Genomic DNA, 18,520 nt, shown 5'->3' with positions numbered 1-18,520 from the left:
GGGCAAACCATCGTTGTGTGCCGATGTCTATTTACACGATAGTTAACAGCCGGATTCGGCTGAAGGCAATACCGGAAGTCAATTCCCGCGGGAGGTCCGCGCTCGTCTTCCTTGGCGACAGCCTCCGTACTCGGAACAGTAGCGCGGAAGCGGGTTCGTTGATATGAGCCAAAAGTATTAATCTCCCGGCGATTGCAGGTAACCCTTTCGAGGGATTTGCGATGACGACACGAGTTACAGAAACTTCGACCGAAAAGCTCTACGAGCGTTTTCCGCATCTTCGCAAGATAGACGGTATGTGGGGGACGGCGGAGTGCCGCAAGTTCATCTTTCTGCTGATGACGGACACCCGTGGCGGGGCGCGCCAGGGTTTTCCGTCTGAGCATGCTGGAACCATCATGTCGCTGCTGATGGAGCATGATCGGCGCTTTCCGCAGTTCGAGAACGATGTGGCGCACCACGACACCCGCTGGGGCGATCTCTCCCGTCGGGGGATTCGCTAGCCGCGCTTGCCCTGCAAAGGGGCTCGGGAATCAAGGTGGGGTGGCAGTGCATCCTGGCGCCCCTTTTTTTGCGGCATCGGGAGAACAACAAAATGGCCGATCTGCGCCCACTCGCAGCGAACCGTCTCCGTATCCGTTGCGCACCCGAGACGTTCGAGTTTTCGGATACCTCAAACCTTCCCGACCTGCCGGGCGGCATCGGGCAGGCGAGGGCAGAGGAAGCGCTGCGTTTCGGTCTCGCGATGCGCCAGCCCGGTTACCACGTGTTCGTGCTCGGGGAGCCGGGAACCGGCCGGCATGTGACGGTGTTTCGTCTGCTGCATGAATTCTCCGCCTGTGGCGGGGTTCCGCCGGACCTGTGCTATCTGCACAATTTCGACGATCCCCAGCGTCCTCGCCTCCTCACTCTGACGGCCGGACGTGGGGCAACGTTGCGGGCCGACATGCAGGCGTTCGTCGCCGATCTCGGTCCGGCAATCGAGGCGGCGCTCGCCAGCGACACCTATGGCAGCCGCGTCGAGTCGTTGCAGGACGCCCACAAGAAGCGGGAAGACGGGGCGTTGCACGAATTGGGTGAGGCGTGTTCGACCGACGGCGTGTCGCTGCTGCAAACGCCGGACGGATTCGTCTTCGCTCCCACGAAAGACGGGCAGACCATGTCGCCGGAGGATTTCGAGGCTCTTCCACCTGAAATACGGACCATGGTGGAGAAGAAGGTGGGGGCCTGGAGCGATCGTCTGGCCGATCTGCTCGAACAGTTTCCGGGGTGGCGGAAGGAGCTTCACGAGGCGATGAAGCGTGCGGCGTGTGATGCGCTCACTCCTGCTGTCTCGCACCTGATGCGAGGACTGCGTGAGCGCTACACGGACCTCCCCGCGGTGCTGGCCTTTTTCGATGCGATCCGGCAGGAGATCCTCGCGAGCGGAAGTGACTGGGCCGTTCAGGAGGGGGAAGAGGACGATGGGGCGGAGGACGAGGCACGGACGAAATTCCATCGTTACCAGGTCAAGCTGATGGTCGATCACTCGGCGACGCGCGGCGCGCCCGTGGTCTGCGAAGACAATCCGACCTTTGGCAACTTGATCGGGCGTATCGAGCACATCTCGCAGATGGGCACGCTCGTGACCAATTTCAGCCTGATCCGTGCCGGGGCACTGCATAGGGCCTGCGGCGGCTATCTGGTGGTCGACGTCGAACGCATCCTGACGCAACCGTTTGCGTGGGAGGGGTTGAAGCGTGCGCTGCGCGCCCGCGAGATCCGCATCGAGCCGCCGGCGGAAGCTCAGGGCTGGAGCAATATGCTTACCCTGGAGCCGGAGTCCATTCCTTGCGACGTCAAGGTGGTTCTGGTGGGCGATCGCGAACTGTTCTACCTGTTGACCGAGAATGATCCAGATTTCCCCGAGTTGTTCAAGGTGGCCGCCGACTTCGACGAGGACATGCCGCGCAATGAGGCCAATGTCACGCGCTATGCGGCATTGCTCGCGATGCTCGGGCGGGCGTCGGACCTGTTGCCGTTCGACAGGACAGGCATTGCGCGTCTCGTGGAGCATGGCGCGCGTCTGGCCGAGGATGCCGGGCGCCTCAGTCTGCAGACGCGCCTGCTAGCGGACGTGATGCGCGAGGCGGATTTCCATGCGCGTGCCGTGCAGTTGCCTGCCGTTGGGTGTGAGCAGGTCGATGCCGCGATCGCGTCGCGCTCGCAACGGTTCGGTCGATACGCCGAGCGGGTGCTCGAGTCGATGGTCGACGGCACGACGCTGATTTCCACGACCGGTGCGCGGTGTGGTCAGATCAATGCGCTGGTTGTGGTTGAGCTCGCCGGCGAACAGTTCGGCCACCCGATGCGTATTACGGCGACGGCGCGGCTCGGTGAGGGGGACGTAGTCGATATCGAGCGCGAAACCGAGCTCGGCGGGGCGATCCATTCCAAGGGAGTGCTGATCCTTTCGGCGTTTCTTGGTGCCCGCTATGCACGCCATCAACCGCTGTCCCTGTCCGCCAGCCTCGTGTTCGAGCAGTCCTATTCGCCGGTGGAGGGGGACTCTGCGTCACTGGCTGAGCTTTGCGCCTTGCTGTCCGCGCTGGCGCAGGTTCCGATTCGTCAGTCCTTTGCGGTGACAGGGTCGGTCAATCAACTGGGCGAGGTTCAGGCGATCGGGGGTGTAAACGAGAAGATCGAGGGATTTTTCGATCTGTGCGTCGCGCGCGGATTGACCGGCGAGCAGGGAGTCGTCATCCCGCGCGCGAGCGTACGGCATCTCATGTTGCGAGAAGATGTCGTCGCGGCGGCGCACGAGGGACGGTTTCACGTCCATGCCGCTGCTAGCGTGGATGATGCGATGGAAATCCTGACAGGTTTGCCGGCAGGGGTTGCGGACGCCAAGGGCGTGATGCCGCGGGAGACGGTCAATCACAAGGTCGCCGCGGCGTTGAGCGCGATGATCGTGGCGAAACATGCGTTCGATCACGGCAGTGAGCTTCGTCACATCCGTTCCCGGCGGCGGCATGACGGCGGCCAGGAATGAGGTTCAGGTGCGGTTGCTCTGATTGCGTGTGACCACGCTGAGGGTCGGCATGGGGTCATGCCGCAAGCCGGTAAAGCAAATGGGCCGCCCGAGAGGTGGCCCATTTGCTTGGCTTTTCTGGCTCCCCGACCTGGGCTCGAACCAGGGACACACGGATTAACAGTCCGTTGCTCTACCGACTGAGCTATCGGGGATCGGTATCGTCTGCTCATGCAGATTGCTGCAGGAGCCAAATTTTGGCTCCCCGACCTGGGCTCGAACCAGGGACACACGGATTAACAGTCCGTTGCTCTACCGACTGAGCTATCGGGGAATTGAGCCGCGCATTATAGGTAGCGCACGGCTATGCGTCAATATTGCCTGCGCGAATTTCTCAGGCCTTCACGACCGTGGCGATCGCTTTCGCGACGTAGCCGATGTTGCGCGAATTGAGGGCTGCGAGGCAGATGCGGCCGGTCGACACGGCGTAGATGCCGAAGTCGTTCCTGAGCTGATCGACCTGTGCCGCCGACAGGCCGGTGTAGGAGAACATGCCGCGCTGCTGGATCACGAACGAGAAGTCCTGTGCGACGCCGGCCTCCTTCAGGCTTTCGACCAGCCCGGTACGCATCGCGCGGATGCGGTCGCGCATGCCGGCCAGTTCGTCTTCCCACATCTGGCGCAGTTCGCTCGAGTTCAGCACTGCCGCAACGACGGCCCCTCCGTGGATCGGCGGGTTGGAGTAGTTGGTGCGAATCACACGCTTGACCTGCGACAGCACGCGGGCCGACTCGTCCTTGCCCGCGGTGACGATGGACAGGGCGCCCACGCGTTCGCCGTAGAGCGAGAACGACTTCGAGAACGAGCTCGAAACGAAGAACTGCAGCCCGCTGGCGGAGAACAGGCGCACGGCGACCGCGTCCGGCTCGATGCCGTCGGCAAAGCCCTGGTAGGCCATGTCGAGGAAAGGCACGAGCGCGCGTTCGCGGCACGCATCGACGACCTCGGCCCACTGGGCTTCGGTCAGATCGGCCCCGGTCGGGTTATGGCAGCAGGCGTGCAGCACAACGACCGAGCCCGGGGCAAGCTGTTCGAGCTTGGCCTTCATGCCGGCGAATTTCACGCCGCGGGTGCTCGGCTCATAGTACGGATAGTTTTCGACCGGGAAGCCGGCCGATTCGAACAGCGCGCGGTGGTTTTCCCAGCTGGGGTCGGAGATGTAGACGGTTGCGCCGGGGAGCAGGCGCTTGAGGTAGTCGGCGCCGACCTTCAGTGCGCCCGTGCCGCCGAGCGCCTGGACGGTGACGACCTGGCCGTTGGCGATGAGGGTCGAATCCCTGCCGAAGAGCAGGTTCTGCACCGCGGTGTTGTACGCTGCGGGGCCTTCGATCGGCTGGTAGCCGCGCGGCGGCATCGCTTCGAGACGCGCCTTTTCGGCCGTCTTGACAGCTGCCAGCAGCGGAATCTTGCCGTTGTCGTCGTAGTAGACGCCGACGCCGAGGTTCACCTTTTCGGTGCGTGCATCGGCGTTGAAAGCCTCGTTCAGTCCGAGGATCGGGTCACGGGGCGCCATCTCGACGGCGGCGAAGATCGAAGCGGGCATAAAACAACTCCAGGTTGCGCGGTAGGCGCGGAGGACTGAACCTGTCGCGTTGACGCCGGTCCATCTGCCGTGCCTTGAGCCGCATTTTGCGAAATAATGCGCGTTTGCCCTGTCCTGTTCCGCGTGTTGCGGTGTCCGGGCAAGCGCTTGAAACAAGCCGGAAATTCTAGCATGACGAGTTCGACGGACAGCGTTCCGGTAGTGACTTTCGAAGGGAGTCCGTTCAGGCTCCATCAGCCCTTTGCTCCCGCCGGCGACCAGCCGGCCGCGATCGAGTTGCTGACAGAGGGCTTGTCGGACGGTCTGATGTTCCAGACGCTGCTCGGCGTGACCGGCTCGGGCAAGACCTACACGATGGCGAACGTCATCGCGCGCTGTGGCAGGCCCGCCCTGGTGCTTGCGCCGAACAAGACACTCGCCGCGCAGCTGTACGCCGAATTCCGGGAGTTCTTTCCGGAGAACGCCGTCGAGTATTTCGTCTCGTACTACGACTACTACCAGCCGGAAGCCTATGTCCCGTCGCGCGATCTCTTCATCGAGAAGGATTCGAGCATCAACGAGCACATCGAGCAGATGCGCCTGTCGGCGACGAAGAGCCTGATGGAGCGTCGCGACGTGGTTATCGTCGCGACGGTGTCGTGCATCTACGGTATCGGCGACCCGGTCGATTACCACGCGATGATCCTGCATCTGCGCGAGGGTGAGCGCATTGCCCATCGCGACCTCGTGCAGCGACTCGTGGCGATGCAGTACTCGCGCTCGGACATCGATTTCCGGCGCGGGACTTTCCGTGTCCGTGGCGACGTGATCGACGTGTTTCCGGCGGAGAACGCCGAGTATGCGGTGCGGATCGAGATGTTCGACGACGAAATCGAGCATCTGACGCTGTTCGATCCGCTGACCGGGCATCTGAAGCAGAAGCTCGTCCGCTTTACGGTGTACCCGTCCAGCCATTACGTCACTCCGCGCGCGACGGTGCTGCAGGCGATCGAGGCGATCAAGGATGAGCTGCGCGATCGAGTCAGCGTCTTTCAGCGAGGGGCCAAGCTGGTGGAGGCGCAGCGTATCGAGCAGCGCACGCGTTTCGATCTGGAGATGCTCAACGAGATGGGGTTCTGCAAGGGCATCGAGAACTACTCGCGGCATTTGTCGGGACGTGGCCCGGGCGAGCCGCCTCCGACACTGATCGACTATCTGCCGCCGGACGCGCTGCTGTTCGTCGATGAGTCGCACGTGGCGATTCCGCAGGTGGGCGGCATGTACAAGGGCGACCGTTCGCGCAAGGAGAACCTTGTCGAATACGGCTTTCGTCTGCCGTCGGCGCTCGACAACCGGCCGCTGAAGTTCGAGGAGTTCGAGCGCTTGATGCCGCAGACGATCTTCGTGTCCGCGACGCCTGCGGCTTACGAAGCGACGCATCAGGGGCAGGTGGTCGAGCAGGTGGTCCGCCCGACGGGGCTGATCGACCCCGCGGTGGAGGTGAGGCCCGCAAGCACGCAGGTCGACGACCTGCTGTCCGAGGCCAAGCGCCGCATCGCTGCGGGCGAGCGCGTGCTGGTCACGACGCTGACGAAGCGGATGGCGGAGGATCTCACCGATTACCTTGCCGAGCATGGCATCCGCGTGCGCTATCTGCACTCGGACATCGACACGGTCGAGCGTGTCGAGATCATTCGCGACCTGCGTCTCGGGGAGTTCGATGTGCTGGTGGGTATCAACCTGCTGCGCGAAGGCCTGGATATTCCCGAGGTGTCGCTGGTGGCGATCCTGGATGCGGACAAGGAGGGCTTCCTGCGTTCCGAGCGCTCGCTGATCCAGACGATCGGGCGGGCAGCCCGGCATATCCACGGTTGCGCGATCCTGTATGCGGACGTGCTTACGCGTTCGATGCGCGCCGCAATGGACGAGACGGACCGACGTCGGGCAAAGCAACTCGCGTTCAACGCCGAACACGGTATCGTCCCGAAGACGGTCAGCAAGCGCATCAAGGACATCATCGACGGCGTCTATTCAAGCAGCGACGAGCGCAATGCGACCGTCGCGCAGGAAGCGCGGGCCGAATATTTCGCGATGGACGAGAAGACCGTCGCTAAGGCGATCCGGAAACTCGAGAAGGAAATGCAGGAACATGCCCGCAACCTCGAATTCGAGAAGGCTGCGGCGGCCAGGGACGAACTGTTCAGGCTGCGTCAGCGCGCCTTCGGCGCGGACCAGCATGGGGCGGCTTGAGAGGTGATGTCGTGACGAGGATCCTGTTCGTTTGTACCGGAAATATTTGCAGGTCGCCTACTGCCGAAGGTGTGGCTCGACATGCAATCCGCGTAGCGGGGCTCGAGGGGGTGATCGAGGTCGAGTCGGCCGGGACGCATGGCTATCACGTCGGTGAGGCGCCGGACCCGCGTTCGCGCAAGGCGGCGGAAAAGCGGGGCTACGACCTGTCCATGCTGCGGGCGCGCAAGCTCGAGCCGGCGGACTTCGACGCGTTCGACCTGTTGCTCGCGATGGACGCAGGGCACCTCGAGATCATGGTGCGCAACTGCCCCGAAGAACATCGTGGCAAGGTCCGGCTATTCATGAGTTACGCACGCCGGTTCAAGGCTGACGAAGTGCCCGACCCCTATTACGGTGGTGATCGTGGGTTTGACCTGGTGCTCGATTATTGCGAGGACGCGGTCGGAGGGCTGCTCGACGCAGTGAGGTCGCTGCGTTGACTGGGGTCCGTTCGACCGTCTGAAAGCAAAAAGGGGCGCCCGTCGGGCGCCCCTTTTTGCTGCTTGCCGCAGTCGATCAGTGCGGCTTGTGGGTTTCAACCTGTTGCAGTGGCTCATCGACGATCACCGGCGACGGCCGCGGACGCCGACCGAGCGGACGCGCAGGGGCCTCTTCCGCATGGTCCTGAGCGAAGGCCTGGACCTTTTCGCTGCTCGTTTCGATCATGACGAGGCCGCTCTCCGCAAGCGAGTTGCCGAGATCGATCGGTGCCGATGGCTCGAGCGAGGCTTCCAATGCCTCGGCCGTGGCGGCCTGCCCGGCGACGAGGGCCGCGGTTTCTACCGGAGCCGGTTGCTCGGCTTCGGCTGAAGCCGCAGCCGGTGCGACTGCCGGCGCAACAGCGGGCTCCTCCACCGGCGCGACGACCTTTGCTGGTGCTTCATCGGTTTGTGCCAACGGAGCTGCTTCGATGGCCGCTACTTCCTCGACGATCGGCGTCGCCTCGGCTACTGCCTCGGTTGGGGCTGCCGGTGCCATTGCACGAACGGGCATGGGCGCCTCCTCGATCTCGGCCGCTACCGCTTCGGCCGCACTGGCGACGACGGGCAGCGGCGCCTCCGTTCCGGTGGCACTCATCACCTCCAGGGCAGGTTCGGCCGTTGCGACTGCTGGCGCCTCGATCGCTTGCAGGGCCGGTTCCGTGGCTTCGCCGGCGGTCGTCGTTTCGATGGTCTCAGTGCCGCTCGCTTCTGCCGTCACGACTCCCTGGTCTTCACCCGGACGCCGATCGCGGCGACCGCGGCTGCGACGGCGGCGCTTCTCCGGCGCTCCTTCCTCGCCCGACGGTGCGGCTGCTTCGGTCACGCCGCCTGCTGCGACGGCCTCTGCGGCCTGCAGTTCGGCTGCATTGTCGAGGGCCTCTACGACCTCGACGGGCTTGGGCTGGCGCGGTCCGCGCTGGCGGCGGCCTTCACTGCGCTCTGACGCTTCGGGACGATCAGTGCGCTCCGCGCGTTCCTGGCGTTCACCACGCTCCGGACGTTCGGCCCGTTCGGTGCGCTCCTGCCGTTCTTGCCGTTGTTCGCTTCTGCCGCCGTTGCGGGCGGTCTGCGATGGCTCCTCGCGTTCCGCGCGCTGGCCTTCGCGGCGGTTGCGGTTGTTTCCGCCGCGACGGCTTTCCCCGCGCTCGCCGCGCGGACGCGCTTCGCGTTTGGGCTGTGCTTCTTCGGCGGGTTGCGGAGCAGGGGTGGTCTTCTCGCTGCGCAGCCACGCGAAGAGGCGCGCAATCAGGCCTGGTTGTGCGGTTGAAGGGGCCGCAGGCTCGGGCTTCGGTTCCACCATCGGGGCAGGTTGCGCAGGCGCGATGCCCTTCACGACGGCTTCGGCGCGAGCCGGTTTCTTGTCGTCCTTCGTCGGCAGGCGAAGGTCGACTTCTTCAGGTTTGCCGACCATCTGGTAGCTGGCGAGCGCGACTTCCTCGAGATTCAGCTGGTCGTGGCGCAGGCGGATGATCTCGTGGTGCGGTGTCTCGAGATGGCGGTTGGGGATGATGATCAGCTGGATCTTGTGTCGGTACTCGATGTGCGCGATGTCCGAACGCTTCTCGTTGAGGAGGAAGGTCGCGACATCGACCGGAACCTGCAGATGCACTGCGCCGGTGTTTTCCTTCATCGCTTCCTCTTCGAGGATGCGCAGGATGTGCAGTGCGGACGATTCCGTGCTGCGGATGTGGCCGGTACCGTTGCAGCGCGGACATGGAATGTAGCTCGTTTCCGCGAGCGCGGGACGCAGACGCTGACGCGAAAGCTCGAGCAGGCCGAAGCGGCTGATCTTGCCGGTCTGGACGCGCGCACGGTCGTGGCGCAGCGCGTCACGCAGGCGGTTCTCCACCTCGCGCTGATTCTTCTGCGACTCCATGTCGATGAAGTCGATGACGATCAGGCCGCCGAGGTCGCGCAGACGGAGCTGGCGTGCGATCTCCTCGGCCGCTTCGAGGTTGGTGCGGAAGGCCGTTTCCTCGATGTCCGCGCCCTTGGTCGAGCGGCCGGAGTTCACGTCGATGGAGACAAGGGCTTCGGTATGGTCGATCACGACCGCGCCCCCGCTGGGCAGGCTTACCTGGCGCGAGTAGGCGGACTCGATCTGGTGCTCGATCTGGAAGCGCGAGAACAGCGGCACGTCGTCGCTGTAACGCTTCACGCGATTCACGTTGGCCGGCATCACATGGGCCATGAACTGGCGGGCCTGCTCATACACGTCATCGGTGTCGATCAGGATTTCGCCGATGTCCGGCTGGAAGTAGTCGCGGATCGCGCGGATCACGAGGCTGCCTTCCTGGTAGATCAGGAACGCACCCGACTGCGACTGCGCCGCTCCGTCGATCGCACGCCACAGCTGCAGCAGGTAGTTGAGGTCCCACTGCAGTTCCTCGGCGCTGCGGCCGATCGCTGCGGTGCGCGCGATCAGACTCATGCCTGCGGGAACTTCTAGCTGATCCATGACTTCGCGCAGCTCGCTGCGCTCGTCACCCTCGACGCGCCTTGAAACGCCGCCGCCGCGGGGATTGTTCGGCATCAGGACCAGATAGCGTCCCGCGAGCGAGATGTAGGTGGTAAGGGCCGCCCCCTTGTTGCCACGCTCGTCCTTCTCGACCTGGACGATGAGCTCCTGACCTTCCTTGAGCGCGTCCTGAATGCGCGCCTTGCCGGCATCCACGCCGGGCGCGAAGTAGGAGCGCGAAATCTCCTTGAACGGCAGAAAACCATGCCGCTCGGAGCCGTAATCAACAAACGCTGCTTCGAGGCTGGGCTCGATGCGCGTGATGACGGCCTTGTAGATGTTGCTCTTGCGTTGTTCCTTGGCGGCCGACTCGATATCGAGGTCGATCAGTTTCTGACCATCCACGATTGCGACGCGCAGTTCCTCGGCCTGCGTCGCATTGAAAAGCATGCGCTTCATTGATTTCGTTCCCCCGCGCGAAACCCACGGGCAGGACGAACGGCGCGCACCATCGCGCTTGTTACGTGATCAGGAGCGGGTAGGTTCTTCTACTTTTTTCCGGTCGGTAATGGCTGTGATGGGTCGGCTGGTCGAATTTCATGCATTCCCGCCTGTGGGCCGGAACGCTTGATCCTGCGGGTGCGTTACGCGTCTTTGTTCAATCCAATGGATCGAAGATTGTCGATTGCGTTACCATCGATGCCTTTTTCGGCAAGGACAGCACGTTCTGGTTGTCCGGGAGCTCTTCTGGGGCTCGTTATCGACCGCTTTCCTCCGCATCGGTGCGCGAGGGACGTCGACGAAACCGGGACTAACCGGCGGCAAGTATATTTCAGGATGATGGCACAAGGCAAAGCGGCGACGGTCCGGCGCGAACGGATCGATGACTCGGTCGCCGGTCAGCGGATAGACAACTACCTCATGCGCGTGTGCAAAGGGGTGCCGAAGAGCCACGTCTATCGGATCCTGCGCAGCGGGGAAGTGCGGGTGAATGGCGGGCGGATTGGTCCGACCTACCGTCTCGCGCTCGGCGACGAGGTGCGGATTCCTCCCGTTCGTGTCGCCGAATCGAACACGCCGGCGGCGGTGCCCGCCGGCAAGCCTCTGCCCGTGGTGTATGAGGACGATGCCCTCCTCGTCATCGACAAGCCCTCGGGCAAGGCGGTGCACGGTGGCAGCGGCGTGAGCTTCGGTGTCATCGAGCAATTGCGCAGCCAGCGGCCGCAAGCGCGCATGCTCGAACTCGCGCATCGCATCGATCGCGAAACGTCGGGTCTGCTGATCATCGCGAAGAAGCGCTCGGCGCTGACTGCGCTGCACGACATGATGCGCGAGGGGCGCGTGGAAAAACGCTATCTCACGCTGGTGCCCGGGCGCTGGGCCAACCCCTTGCAGCATGTGAAGGAGCCGCTGTTCAAGTTCCTCACCCCGGAGGGGGAGCGGCGCGTGCGGGTGAGCGGCGAGGGCAAGCCGGCGCACAGTGTCGTGCGGCTCGTGAGACGCTGGCAACGCTTCAGTCTGCTCGAGGTGGAGCTCAAGACCGGCCGTACCCATCAGATCCGGGTCCATCTTGCCCACCTCGGTTTTCCGCTGTGCGGCGACGACAAGTACGGCGATTTTCCGCTCAACAAGGCGCTCGAGCAGGAAGGGCTGAGGCGGATGTTCCTCCATGCGGCCCATCTTTCCTTTGCCCATCCGCTGACCGGGGAGCAGGTCGTGCTGCAGTCGCCGCTCCCTGAAGAGCTGCAGGGCTTCATTGATCACCTGGATGCAACGGAGTCTCGCAAGAATGGCTAAGCGCTTCGATCTCATCGTTTTCGACTGGGACGGTACCCTCATGGATTCGGCGGCTGCGATCGTGAACGCGATCCTCGCCGCGTCGCGCGACCTCAATATGCCGGAGCCGTCCGAGGCCCGTGCGCGTCACGTCATCGGGCTGGGGTTGGTCGATGCCCTGCGCCATGCGGTGCCGGACCTTTCCGAGTCCGACTATCCGCGGATGGTCGAGCGCTATCGCTACCATTACCTGGCGCAGGACCACGAGCTGTCGCTGTTCCCCGGGGCGTACGCGATGATCGAGGAGCTTTCCGTGGCCGGACGGATGCTGGCCGTCGCAACCGGAAAGAGCCGGCTGGGCCTCAATCGCGCACTCGAGCACAGCGGGCTGGGTCCGTTCTTTCACGCCACGAGGTGCGCGGACGAATGCTTTTCGAAGCCGCACCCGGCGATGCTGGAGGAAATCATGGACGAGCTCGGTGTTGCGCGGGATCGCACGCTGATGGTCGGTGACACGACGCACGATCTCCAGATGGCGAAGAACGCAGGGGTGGCCGGGCTTGGCGTAGCCTTCGGAGCTCATCCGAGGGCGGCGCTGGAGGCCGAGGAGGTCGTCGATCTCCTCGATTCGCCCGCGGAGCTCGCCCTGTGGCTGCGCGAGAACGCCTGACGCAGGGCAGGGGTCAGCTCGCGAGAATCAGGAAAAGCGTGGGCCGCCTGGCCAGTTCAGGCCGGGGTTTCTGTCGCCAGTCGGCAATGCTCGTGCTGGTCACCCATTCGTTGTTCGTCGTCAGCTCGCGCGCAACGCACAACCGTGTCGCCGGGCGGCAGTTCGCCAGCAAGGCATCGAAGAGCCGCTCGTTGCGGTAGGGCGTTTCGATGAAGATCTGCGTGCGCTGCAGGCGGCGCGATTCATCCTCGAGCTGCCGGATGCGTCCGTCCCGTTCCGCTTCGGAAACGGGCAGATAGCCGTTGAAGGCGAAGCTCTGGCCGTTCAGGCCGGACGCCATCAAGGCAAGAAGAATCGACGACGGTCCGACCAGCGGCCGCACCTCGATACCCAGTGCGTGCGCGCGTGCGACCAGTCGTGCCCCGGGATCCGCGACCGCCGGGCAGCCGGCTTCCGACATCAGGCCGATATCGTGCCCCTGAAGCGCCGGGGCCAGCAGGGCATCAAGTGCGGACGGGGCATCCTTCTCGGGCAAAACCTGGATGTCGATGTCGCGCAAGGGGCCCGGGTGTTCGAGGCGCTTGAGCTCCGTTCGTGCCGTCTTGGCGTTTTCGACGACAAAGTGGCGGAGCCGACGTGTGATCGCCTGCACCTCGTGCGGGAGAATATGCGAGCAAGCAGTGTCGCCGAGGCTCACGGGTACGAGAAACAGTGCACCGTGCTGTGCGCTCATGGGAGCTGCATGCCTTCAGCGCGCAGGAGGTGCGACAGCGCGATGAGCGGCAGGCCGATCAGGGCGGTCGGATCGTCGCCGGAAAGCGACTCGAGGAGCGTGATGCCCAGTCCTTCCGACTTGGCGCTGCCGGCGCAGTCCAGTGGGCGCTCCTTGTCGACGTAGCGCGCGATTTCGTCGTCGTCGAGGCTGCGGAAGCGCACGAAGGTCGGGACGCTCTCGCCGCGGACGTGGCCGGTACGGGTGTTGACGACCGCGAGTGCAGTGTGAAAAGTGACGGCCTGTCCGCTCATGCGGCGCAACTGGGCGACCGCCCGCTCGACGGTGCCCGGCTTGCCGAAGATTTCCTCGCCGATGTGTGCGACCTGATCGCTGCCGATCACGAGGGCGTCTGTGTGATTGATTGCGACCGCCTGCGCCTTCTCGATCGCGAGGCGGTTTGCCGTCGCGGGCGGCGTCTCGCCCGGCAGGGGGGTTTCATCAATCTCCGGGCTGGCCGTCTCGAACGGGATCTGGAAGCGTTCGAGGAGCATGCGGCGATAGGCAGAGGTCGAGGCGAGTACGAGTTTCATGGTCGATGGGGCGCGTGAACGGCGGTCGGAAGGTGCGGTTAAGGCTTGCGCAGCCTTGCCGGTAGCGCAAATCCTTGAAAATAGGCGTTTCGGGGTTTTGACAGGGGAAGCCGAAAATAATATCATGCGCCCCTTATGCCGCAACGAAGCGTTCTTCCGGATCCGTTCAAGTTTGCAGCCGAAGGCCGCAGCCTGAGCGGGGTCATTCCGCTGGCGGAATTGCGGCGACTCGGTGACGTGTTGCTGGACAAGTCCGGTAGCGTGCAGTTCAGCCTTGTCGGCGAGATGGGGGTGGATCGCAAGCCGCGCATGCGGCTCGCCGTTTCGGGCGAGTTGCAGGTGCGCTGCCAGCGCTGTCTCTCTTCCATGGTTTGGCCGTTGGAGTTGGATGCGCTGTTCGAGCTGGTCAGGCCCGGTCAGTCGATCGCGGACGACGAGCTGGAAGAAGACGGATTCGATGCAATTGAGGCGACGCCCGACATGGATGTGACGGCGTTTGTCGAGGATGAGATCGTGCTGGCGGTGCCTATTGCGCCTCGGCATGAAATGTGTGAGGCGCCCCGTCCTGATGGTGGCGCCATAAAGGAATCGCCTTTCGCGTCGCTTGAAAAGTTGCGCAAGACCGACGGCGCGGAATAGGCGCGATATTTGTACTAGGAGTTTTTCATGGCCGTTCAGCAGAACAAGAAATCCCCCTCCAAGCGTGGCATGCATCGTGCCCACGACTTTCTGACCAATCCGCCGCTCGCCGTCGAAGCGACCACCGGCGAAGTCCACCTGCGTCACCACATCAGCCCGAGCGGTGTGTATCGCGGCAAGAAAGTCGTCAAGACCAAGGGCGAATAAGTCCTGTCTTCCAAGGCGGCGCGGCGCATAGTGCGTCTGCGCCGTTTTTTCATCCCGAGTCCCTGTTCGAGTAGCGCGAAAGCACCATGGGTGTCACCGTTGCGATAGATTGCATGGGCGGCGATCATGGCCCGTCCGTGACGGTGCCGGCTGCGCGTGCCTTCCTGCACAATCATCCCGAGGCCAAGGTCATTTTGGTCGGGCGTCAGGACGCGCTCGATCAGGCTGTGGCCGCCATCGGCAATGGTTTCGGGGATCGTCTCTCGGTCCGGGCTGCATCCGAGGTCGTTGAGATGGACGATCCGCCAGCGATCGCCATGCGCACCAAGAAGGATTCCTCGATGCGCGTGGCGGTCGATCTCGTGAAGGCCGGCACGGCCCAGGCGGCAGTGTCCGCGGGCAACACCGGTGCGCTGATGGCGATCTCGCGTTTCGTCCTCAAGACGCTCGATGGCATTGACCGGCCCGCGATCGCCACGATCCTGCCTACGCGCAAGGGGCAGGTGTATGTGCTCGATCTCGGTGCCAACGTCGATTGCGAGCCCGAGCACCTGCTCCAGTTCGGCATCATGGGGGCAATGCTCGTCTCGGCGGTCGAGCACGTTGATCGCCCGTCGGTAGGCTTGCTCAACATCGGCGAAGAGGCGATCAAGGGTAACGATGTCGTGAAGCGCGCCGGCGAACTCCTGCGGGGAAGCGGCCTGAACTTCTACGGCAACGTGGAAGGCGACGACATCTACAAGGGTACGACCGACGTCGTCGTGTGTGACGGGTTTGTCGGCAACGTCGCGCTGAAGACGTCCGAGGGGCTTGCTCAGATGCTCGCTGCGTTCCTCAAGGAGGAATTCAGCCGTAGCCTGCTGACCAAGGCCATGGCGGTCGTCGCGATGCCGGCGCTCAAGCGTTTCAAGAACCGCGTCGATCACCGCCGCTACAACGGTGCGGCCTTGGTGGGCCTGCGCGGAGTGGTGGTCAAGAGCCACGGCTCCGCCGACGTGTACGCGTTCGAGCAGGCCATTCACCGAGCCGCCGAAGCTGCGTCGAACCGCCTCGTCGAACGCATCAGCGAGCGCATGGCGGCCATGGGGAGAGCAGCATGATCTATGCACGAATCGCTGGCACCGGGAGCTTCCTGCCGGGCGAGCCGGTCAGTAACGACGATCTCGTTGCGCGTGGTATCGATACGTCGGATAAATGGATCGTTGAGCGTACGGGCATCAGCACCCGTCACCTCGCGGCCAGCGATGTTACGTCGAGCGATCTCGCGTGTGAAGCGAGCCGCCGCGCCATCGCCGCCGCGGGACTGCAGCCCGAAGACATCGATCTCGTCGTGGTCGCGACCTCCACGCCCGACTGCATCTTCCCGAGTACCGCGACCCTGCTGCAGTCGAAGCTGGGGATGCGCAACGGCGCCGCCGCGTTCGACGTGCAGGCCGTTTGTACCGGTTTCGTCTATGGACTGACGATCGCCGAGAAATTCATCCGTTCGGGCAGCCACAAGCGCGCGCTGGTGGTCGGTGCCGAAGTGTTCTCGCGCATTCTCGACTGGTCCGACCGCGGTACCTGCGTATTGTTCGGCGACGGGGCGGGCGCAGTCGTGCTCGAGGCCTCCGATGCGCCGGGCATCCTGGCGACCGCACTGCACGCGGACGGCAGCCACCATCCCATCCTTTGCGTGCCGGGTGCGGTGGCCTCGGGGCAGGTGATCGGCGACCCCTTCCTGCGCATGGACGGTCAGGCGGTGTTCAAGTTTGCGGTCAAGGTGCTGGGCGAGGTCGCGCACGAGGTGCTCGCCGACGCCGGCGTGCAGCCCGATACGATCGACTGGCTGATCCCGCATCAGGCCAACATCCGTATCATCCAGGCGACTGCGAAGCGGCTCGGCGTGCCGATGGATAAGGTCATCGCGACGGTCGACCGTCATGGCAACACGTCGGCGGCATCCATCCCGCTCGCCCTCGATCTGGCGGTGCGCGACGGGCGCATCCGGACGGGCCAGCGGATCGTCGTCGAAGGTGTCGGTGGCGGTTTCACGTGGGGCGCTGCGCTGCTCCAATTCTGAGACAGGACAAGAACAATGGCTTTTGCGCTGGTGTTTCCGGGACAGGGGTCCCAATCTGTCGGGATGATGGCGGGCTACGGCGACTGCGCCGCAATCCGCGACACGTTTGCCGAGGCATCCGATGCGCTTGGCGAGGATCTCTGGCAGATGGTCAATGAGGGGCCGGCCGAGCGTCTCGCGCTGACCGTCAATACCCAGCCCTTGATGCTCACGGCTGGTGTCGCTGCATATCGTGCCTGGCTTGCTGCCGGTGGTCCCCGACCGCAGCTGGTTGCCGGCCACAGTCTCGGCGAGTACTCCGCGCTCGTCGCCGCCGGTGCGATGGCCTTCGCCGATGCTGTGCCGCTCGTGCGTTTCCGCGCGCAGGCGATGCAGGAGGCCGTTCCCGCCGGCGAAGGCGGCATGGCCGCCTTGCTTGGTCTGGAAGTCGAAGTGGTACGCGAAGCATGCGCCGAAGCGGCGCAGGGCGAAGTCGTCGAGGCGGCGAACCTGAACGCCCCGGGCCAGATCGTGATCGCCGGCGCCAAAGGCGCGGTCGAGCGTGCGATCGAGGCAGCGAAGGCGCGGGGCGCCAAGCGTGCGATGCTCCTGCCGGTGAGTGCCCCGTTCCACTGCGCGCTGATGAAGCCCGCGGCCGAGCGCCTCGCCGAGCGCCTCGCCACGGTAACGATCGGCAAACCCGATATTGCCGTGATCAACAACGTGGACGTTGCCGTGTATGACGATCCTGCCAGTATCCGCGATGCTCTCGTGCGCCAGGCCTTCTCGCCGGTGCGCTGGATCGAGCTGGTGCAGGAGATGGCGCGCCGCGGCATGGGGCACGTCCTCGAGTGCGGGCCGGGCAAGGTGCTTGCGGGCATGACGAAGCGAATCGCGGGTGAGGTGCAGGGCGGCTCGATTCACGATGCAGCGAGTCTCGAACAATCCATTGCGGCCTTGAGGTGATTTCAATGAGTTTTTCGCTCGAAGGGCAGGTGGCTCTCGTGACCGGTGCGTCCCGCGGGATCGGACGCGCGGTGGCCCTCGAACTGGGCAGGCTGGGCGCGACCGTCATCGGCACGGCAACTTCGGAAACCGGCGCCGCGGACATCGAAAATGGTCTGCAGGAGGCTGGCGTCAAGGGTTGCGGGATGGCCCTTAACGTCACTGACGCAGCCGCGTGCGAAGCGGCCATCAGCGCTATCGAGAAGCGCTTCGGCGCCGTCGGCATCCTCGTGAACAATGCCGGCATCACGCGTGACAACCTCGCGATGCGCATGAAGGACGATGAGTGGGATGCCGTCATCGATACCAACCTGAAGGCGGTGTTCCGCATGTCGCGCTTGGTCATGCGTGGCATGATGAAGGCACGGGGCGGTCGCATCATCAACATCACTTCCGTGGTGGGCAGCGCCGGAAACCCGGGGCAGGCGAACTACGCGGCGGCGAAGGCCGGGGTCGCAGGCATGGCCCGTGCGCTGGCGCGCGAGCTGGGCAGTCGCAACATTACCGTCAATTGCGTGGCTCCGGGCTTCATCGACACGGACATGACCCGTGCTCTGCCGGAAACGGCCCGCGAGGCATTGCTGGGCAACATTGCGCTCGGCCGGCTCGGCCGTCCCGAAGAAATCGCTGGAGCGGTGGCCTTCCTGGCGTCGCCCGCCGCCGCTTACGTTACGGGCACGACCCTGCACGTGAATGGCGGCATGTACATGTCGTAATCGCCGGCGGCGATAGCGGTTCTCATCCTTTTTGGTAGAATACGCCGGCTTTTTTTCTTACATATCTGGATCATTCTGGGAAGGAGTTAGTTCATGGAGAACATCGAGCAGCGCGTCAAGAAAATTGTCGCCGAACAACTTGGTGTGAACGAGTCGGAAATCAAGATCGAGTCCTCGTTCGTCGACGATCTGGGCGCGGATTCGCTGGATACCGTGGAACTGGTCATGGCCCTCGAGGAAGAGTTCGAGTGCGAAATCCCGGACGAGGAAGCTGAGAAGATCACCACGGTTCAGCAGGCGATTGACTACGTCAACGCCCACCTGAAGAAGTAAGACT

17 protein-coding genes and 2 tRNA genes are annotated in these 18,520 nt (G+C 63.9%); 13 read left to right on the top strand and 6 right to left on the bottom strand.

The features are described 5' to 3' along the window. Positions 1 to 221: 221 nt before the first annotated feature. The gene (locus F464_RS0123695) at positions 222 to 503 is read left to right on the top strand and encodes a hypothetical protein (RefSeq protein ID WP_018992346.1); all 282 of its coding nucleotides are present in this window, start codon (positions 222 to 224) and stop codon (positions 501 to 503) included. A gap of 92 nt (positions 504 to 595) precedes the next feature. Next, on the top strand, positions 596 to 3,031 hold the full coding sequence (locus F464_RS0123690; protein ID WP_018992345.1) for a Lon protease family protein: 2,436 nt from the start codon (positions 596 to 598) through the stop codon (positions 3,029 to 3,031). 118 nt (positions 3,032 to 3,149) lie between these two features. Here the strand turns inward: F464_RS0123690 and F464_RS0123685 are convergent. The 3 genes from F464_RS0123685 to F464_RS0123675 form a co-directional block, all read right to left on the bottom strand. Beyond that, positions 3,150 to 3,225, bottom strand: a tRNA-Asn gene (locus F464_RS0123685). Positions 3,226 to 3,268: 43 nt separating this feature from the next. After that, positions 3,269 to 3,344 (bottom strand) — tRNA-Asn (locus F464_RS0123680). 60 nt (positions 3,345 to 3,404) lie between these two features. After that, entirely contained in the window at positions 3,405 to 4,613 is a 1,209-nt protein-coding gene (locus F464_RS0123675; protein ID WP_018992344.1) for an amino acid aminotransferase, read from the bottom strand. Between the two features lie 171 nt (positions 4,614 to 4,784). On the opposite strand from F464_RS0123675, the gene uvrB reads away from it, so the two are divergent. Continuing rightward, complete coding sequence (gene uvrB / locus F464_RS0123670) at positions 4,785 to 6,842, top strand: excinuclease ABC subunit UvrB (RefSeq protein ID WP_018992343.1); 2,058 nt, start codon at positions 4,785 to 4,787, stop codon at positions 6,840 to 6,842. An 11-nt stretch (positions 6,843 to 6,853) separates the two neighbouring features. Continuing rightward, entirely contained in the window at positions 6,854 to 7,324 is a 471-nt protein-coding gene (locus tag F464_RS0123665) for a low molecular weight protein-tyrosine-phosphatase (RefSeq protein WP_026296273.1), read from the top strand. Positions 7,325 to 7,400: 76 nt separating this feature from the next. On the opposite strand, the gene F464_RS0123660 is transcribed toward F464_RS0123665, so the two are convergent. Next, the gene (locus F464_RS0123660) at positions 7,401 to 10,283 is read right to left on the bottom strand and encodes an Rne/Rng family ribonuclease (RefSeq protein ID WP_018992341.1); all 2,883 of its coding nucleotides are present in this window, start codon (positions 10,281 to 10,283) and stop codon (positions 7,401 to 7,403) included. Between the two features lie 378 nt (positions 10,284 to 10,661). On the opposite strand from F464_RS0123660, the gene F464_RS0123655 reads away from it, so the two are divergent. After that, positions 10,662 to 11,621 (top strand): RluA family pseudouridine synthase, encoded by a 960-nt coding sequence (locus tag F464_RS0123655; RefSeq protein ID WP_018992340.1) that lies wholly within the window; start codon positions 10,662 to 10,664, stop codon positions 11,619 to 11,621. Beyond that, complete coding sequence (locus tag F464_RS0123650) at positions 11,614 to 12,270, top strand: HAD-IA family hydrolase (RefSeq protein ID WP_018992339.1); 657 nt, start codon at positions 11,614 to 11,616, stop codon at positions 12,268 to 12,270. Before F464_RS0123655 ends, F464_RS0123650 begins: the two co-directional genes overlap by 8 nt. Positions 12,271 to 12,283: 13 nt before the next feature. Here the strand turns inward: F464_RS0123650 and F464_RS0123645 are convergent, their stop codons facing one another. Continuing rightward, positions 12,284 to 13,003: an SAM-dependent methyltransferase gene (locus tag F464_RS0123645; protein ID WP_018992338.1), complete on the bottom strand. Its 720-nt coding sequence runs from the start codon at positions 13,001 to 13,003 to the stop codon at positions 12,284 to 12,286. Further along, a complete protein-coding gene (locus F464_RS0123640) occupies positions 13,000 to 13,575 on the bottom strand; it encodes a Maf family protein (RefSeq protein ID WP_026296272.1) in 576 nt (191 codons plus the stop codon). Before F464_RS0123640 ends, F464_RS0123645 begins: the two co-directional genes overlap by 4 nt. A 135-nt stretch (positions 13,576 to 13,710) precedes the next feature. On the opposite strand from F464_RS0123640, the gene F464_RS0123635 reads away from it, so the two are divergent. The 7 genes from F464_RS0123635 (at position 13,711) to acpP (ending at position 18,516) form a co-directional block, all read left to right on the top strand. Beyond that, positions 13,711 to 14,214, top strand: coding sequence for a YceD family protein (locus F464_RS0123635; RefSeq protein ID WP_018992336.1), 504 nt, complete (start codon positions 13,711 to 13,713; stop codon positions 14,212 to 14,214). 27 nt (positions 14,215 to 14,241) lie between these two features. Then, the gene (gene rpmF, locus F464_RS0123630) at positions 14,242 to 14,421 is read left to right on the top strand and encodes a 50S ribosomal protein L32 (RefSeq protein WP_018992335.1); all 180 of its coding nucleotides are present in this window, start codon (positions 14,242 to 14,244) and stop codon (positions 14,419 to 14,421) included. Between the two features lie 86 nt (positions 14,422 to 14,507). Further along, positions 14,508 to 15,521 carry a phosphate acyltransferase PlsX gene (plsX, locus tag F464_RS0123625; protein ID WP_026296271.1) on the top strand — a complete coding sequence of 338 codons (1,014 nt, stop codon included), beginning with the start codon at positions 14,508 to 14,510 and terminating at the stop codon, positions 15,519 to 15,521. Beyond that, positions 15,518 to 16,483 (top strand): beta-ketoacyl-ACP synthase III, encoded by a 966-nt coding sequence (locus tag F464_RS0123620; RefSeq protein WP_018992333.1) that lies wholly within the window; start codon positions 15,518 to 15,520, stop codon positions 16,481 to 16,483. Before plsX ends, F464_RS0123620 begins: the two co-directional genes overlap by 4 nt. 15 nt (positions 16,484 to 16,498) lie before the next feature. Further along, positions 16,499 to 17,428, top strand: coding sequence for an ACP S-malonyltransferase (gene fabD, locus F464_RS0123615; protein WP_026296270.1), 930 nt, complete (start codon positions 16,499 to 16,501; stop codon positions 17,426 to 17,428). 5 nt (positions 17,429 to 17,433) lie between these two features. After that, a complete protein-coding gene (fabG, locus tag F464_RS0123610) occupies positions 17,434 to 18,183 on the top strand; it encodes a 3-oxoacyl-ACP reductase FabG (protein WP_018992331.1) in 750 nt (249 codons plus the stop codon). A 93-nt stretch (positions 18,184 to 18,276) separates the two neighbouring features. After that, entirely contained in the window at positions 18,277 to 18,516 is a 240-nt protein-coding gene (gene acpP / locus F464_RS0123605) for an acyl carrier protein (RefSeq protein ID WP_004255952.1), read from the top strand. The last annotated feature ends 4 nt before the right edge of the window (positions 18,517 to 18,520 follow it).

The sequence above is a fragment of the Aromatoleum toluclasticum ATCC 700605 genome (assembly GCF_000378245.1).
Lineage (GTDB): Bacteria > Pseudomonadota > Gammaproteobacteria > Burkholderiales > Rhodocyclaceae > Aromatoleum > Aromatoleum toluclasticum.
The sequence above is the reverse complement of the archived record's forward strand: the minus strand, read 5'-3'. Positions and strand labels throughout refer to the sequence as shown.

Bases quoted from the DNA above. Each gene is read 5' to 3' on its own strand.
- fabD (WP_026296270.1), top strand. From the start codon at position 16,499: ATGGCTTTTGCGCTGGTGTTTCCGGGACAGGGGTCCCAATCTGTCGGG.
- F464_RS0123645 (WP_018992338.1), bottom strand. From the start codon at position 13,003: ATGAGCGCACAGCACGGTGCACTGTTTCTCGTACCCGTGAGCCTCGGC.
- plsX (WP_026296271.1), top strand. From the start codon at position 14,508: ATGGGTGTCACCGTTGCGATAGATTGCATGGGCGGCGATCATGGCCCG.
- F464_RS0123635 (WP_018992336.1), top strand. From the start codon at position 13,711: ATGCCGCAACGAAGCGTTCTTCCGGATCCGTTCAAGTTTGCAGCCGAA.
- F464_RS0123620 (WP_018992333.1), top strand. From the start codon at position 15,518: ATGATCTATGCACGAATCGCTGGCACCGGGAGCTTCCTGCCGGGCGAG.
- F464_RS0123695 (WP_018992346.1), top strand. From the start codon at position 222: ATGACGACACGAGTTACAGAAACTTCGACCGAAAAGCTCTACGAGCGT.
- F464_RS0123675 (WP_018992344.1), bottom strand. From the start codon at position 4,613: ATGCCCGCTTCGATCTTCGCCGCCGTCGAGATGGCGCCCCGTGACCCG.
- rpmF (WP_018992335.1), top strand. From the start codon at position 14,242: ATGGCCGTTCAGCAGAACAAGAAATCCCCCTCCAAGCGTGGCATGCAT.
- F464_RS0123650 (WP_018992339.1), top strand. From the start codon at position 11,614: ATGGCTAAGCGCTTCGATCTCATCGTTTTCGACTGGGACGGTACCCTC.
- acpP (WP_004255952.1), top strand. From the start codon at position 18,277: ATGGAGAACATCGAGCAGCGCGTCAAGAAAATTGTCGCCGAACAACTT.
- uvrB (WP_018992343.1), top strand. From the start codon at position 4,785: ATGACGAGTTCGACGGACAGCGTTCCGGTAGTGACTTTCGAAGGGAGT.
- fabG (WP_018992331.1), top strand. From the start codon at position 17,434: ATGAGTTTTTCGCTCGAAGGGCAGGTGGCTCTCGTGACCGGTGCGTCC.
- F464_RS0123690 (WP_018992345.1), top strand. From the start codon at position 596: ATGGCCGATCTGCGCCCACTCGCAGCGAACCGTCTCCGTATCCGTTGC.
- F464_RS0123660 (WP_018992341.1), bottom strand. From the start codon at position 10,283: ATGAAGCGCATGCTTTTCAATGCGACGCAGGCCGAGGAACTGCGCGTC.
- F464_RS0123655 (WP_018992340.1), top strand. From the start codon at position 10,662: ATGATGGCACAAGGCAAAGCGGCGACGGTCCGGCGCGAACGGATCGAT.
- F464_RS0123640 (WP_026296272.1), bottom strand. From the start codon at position 13,575: ATGAAACTCGTACTCGCCTCGACCTCTGCCTATCGCCGCATGCTCCTC.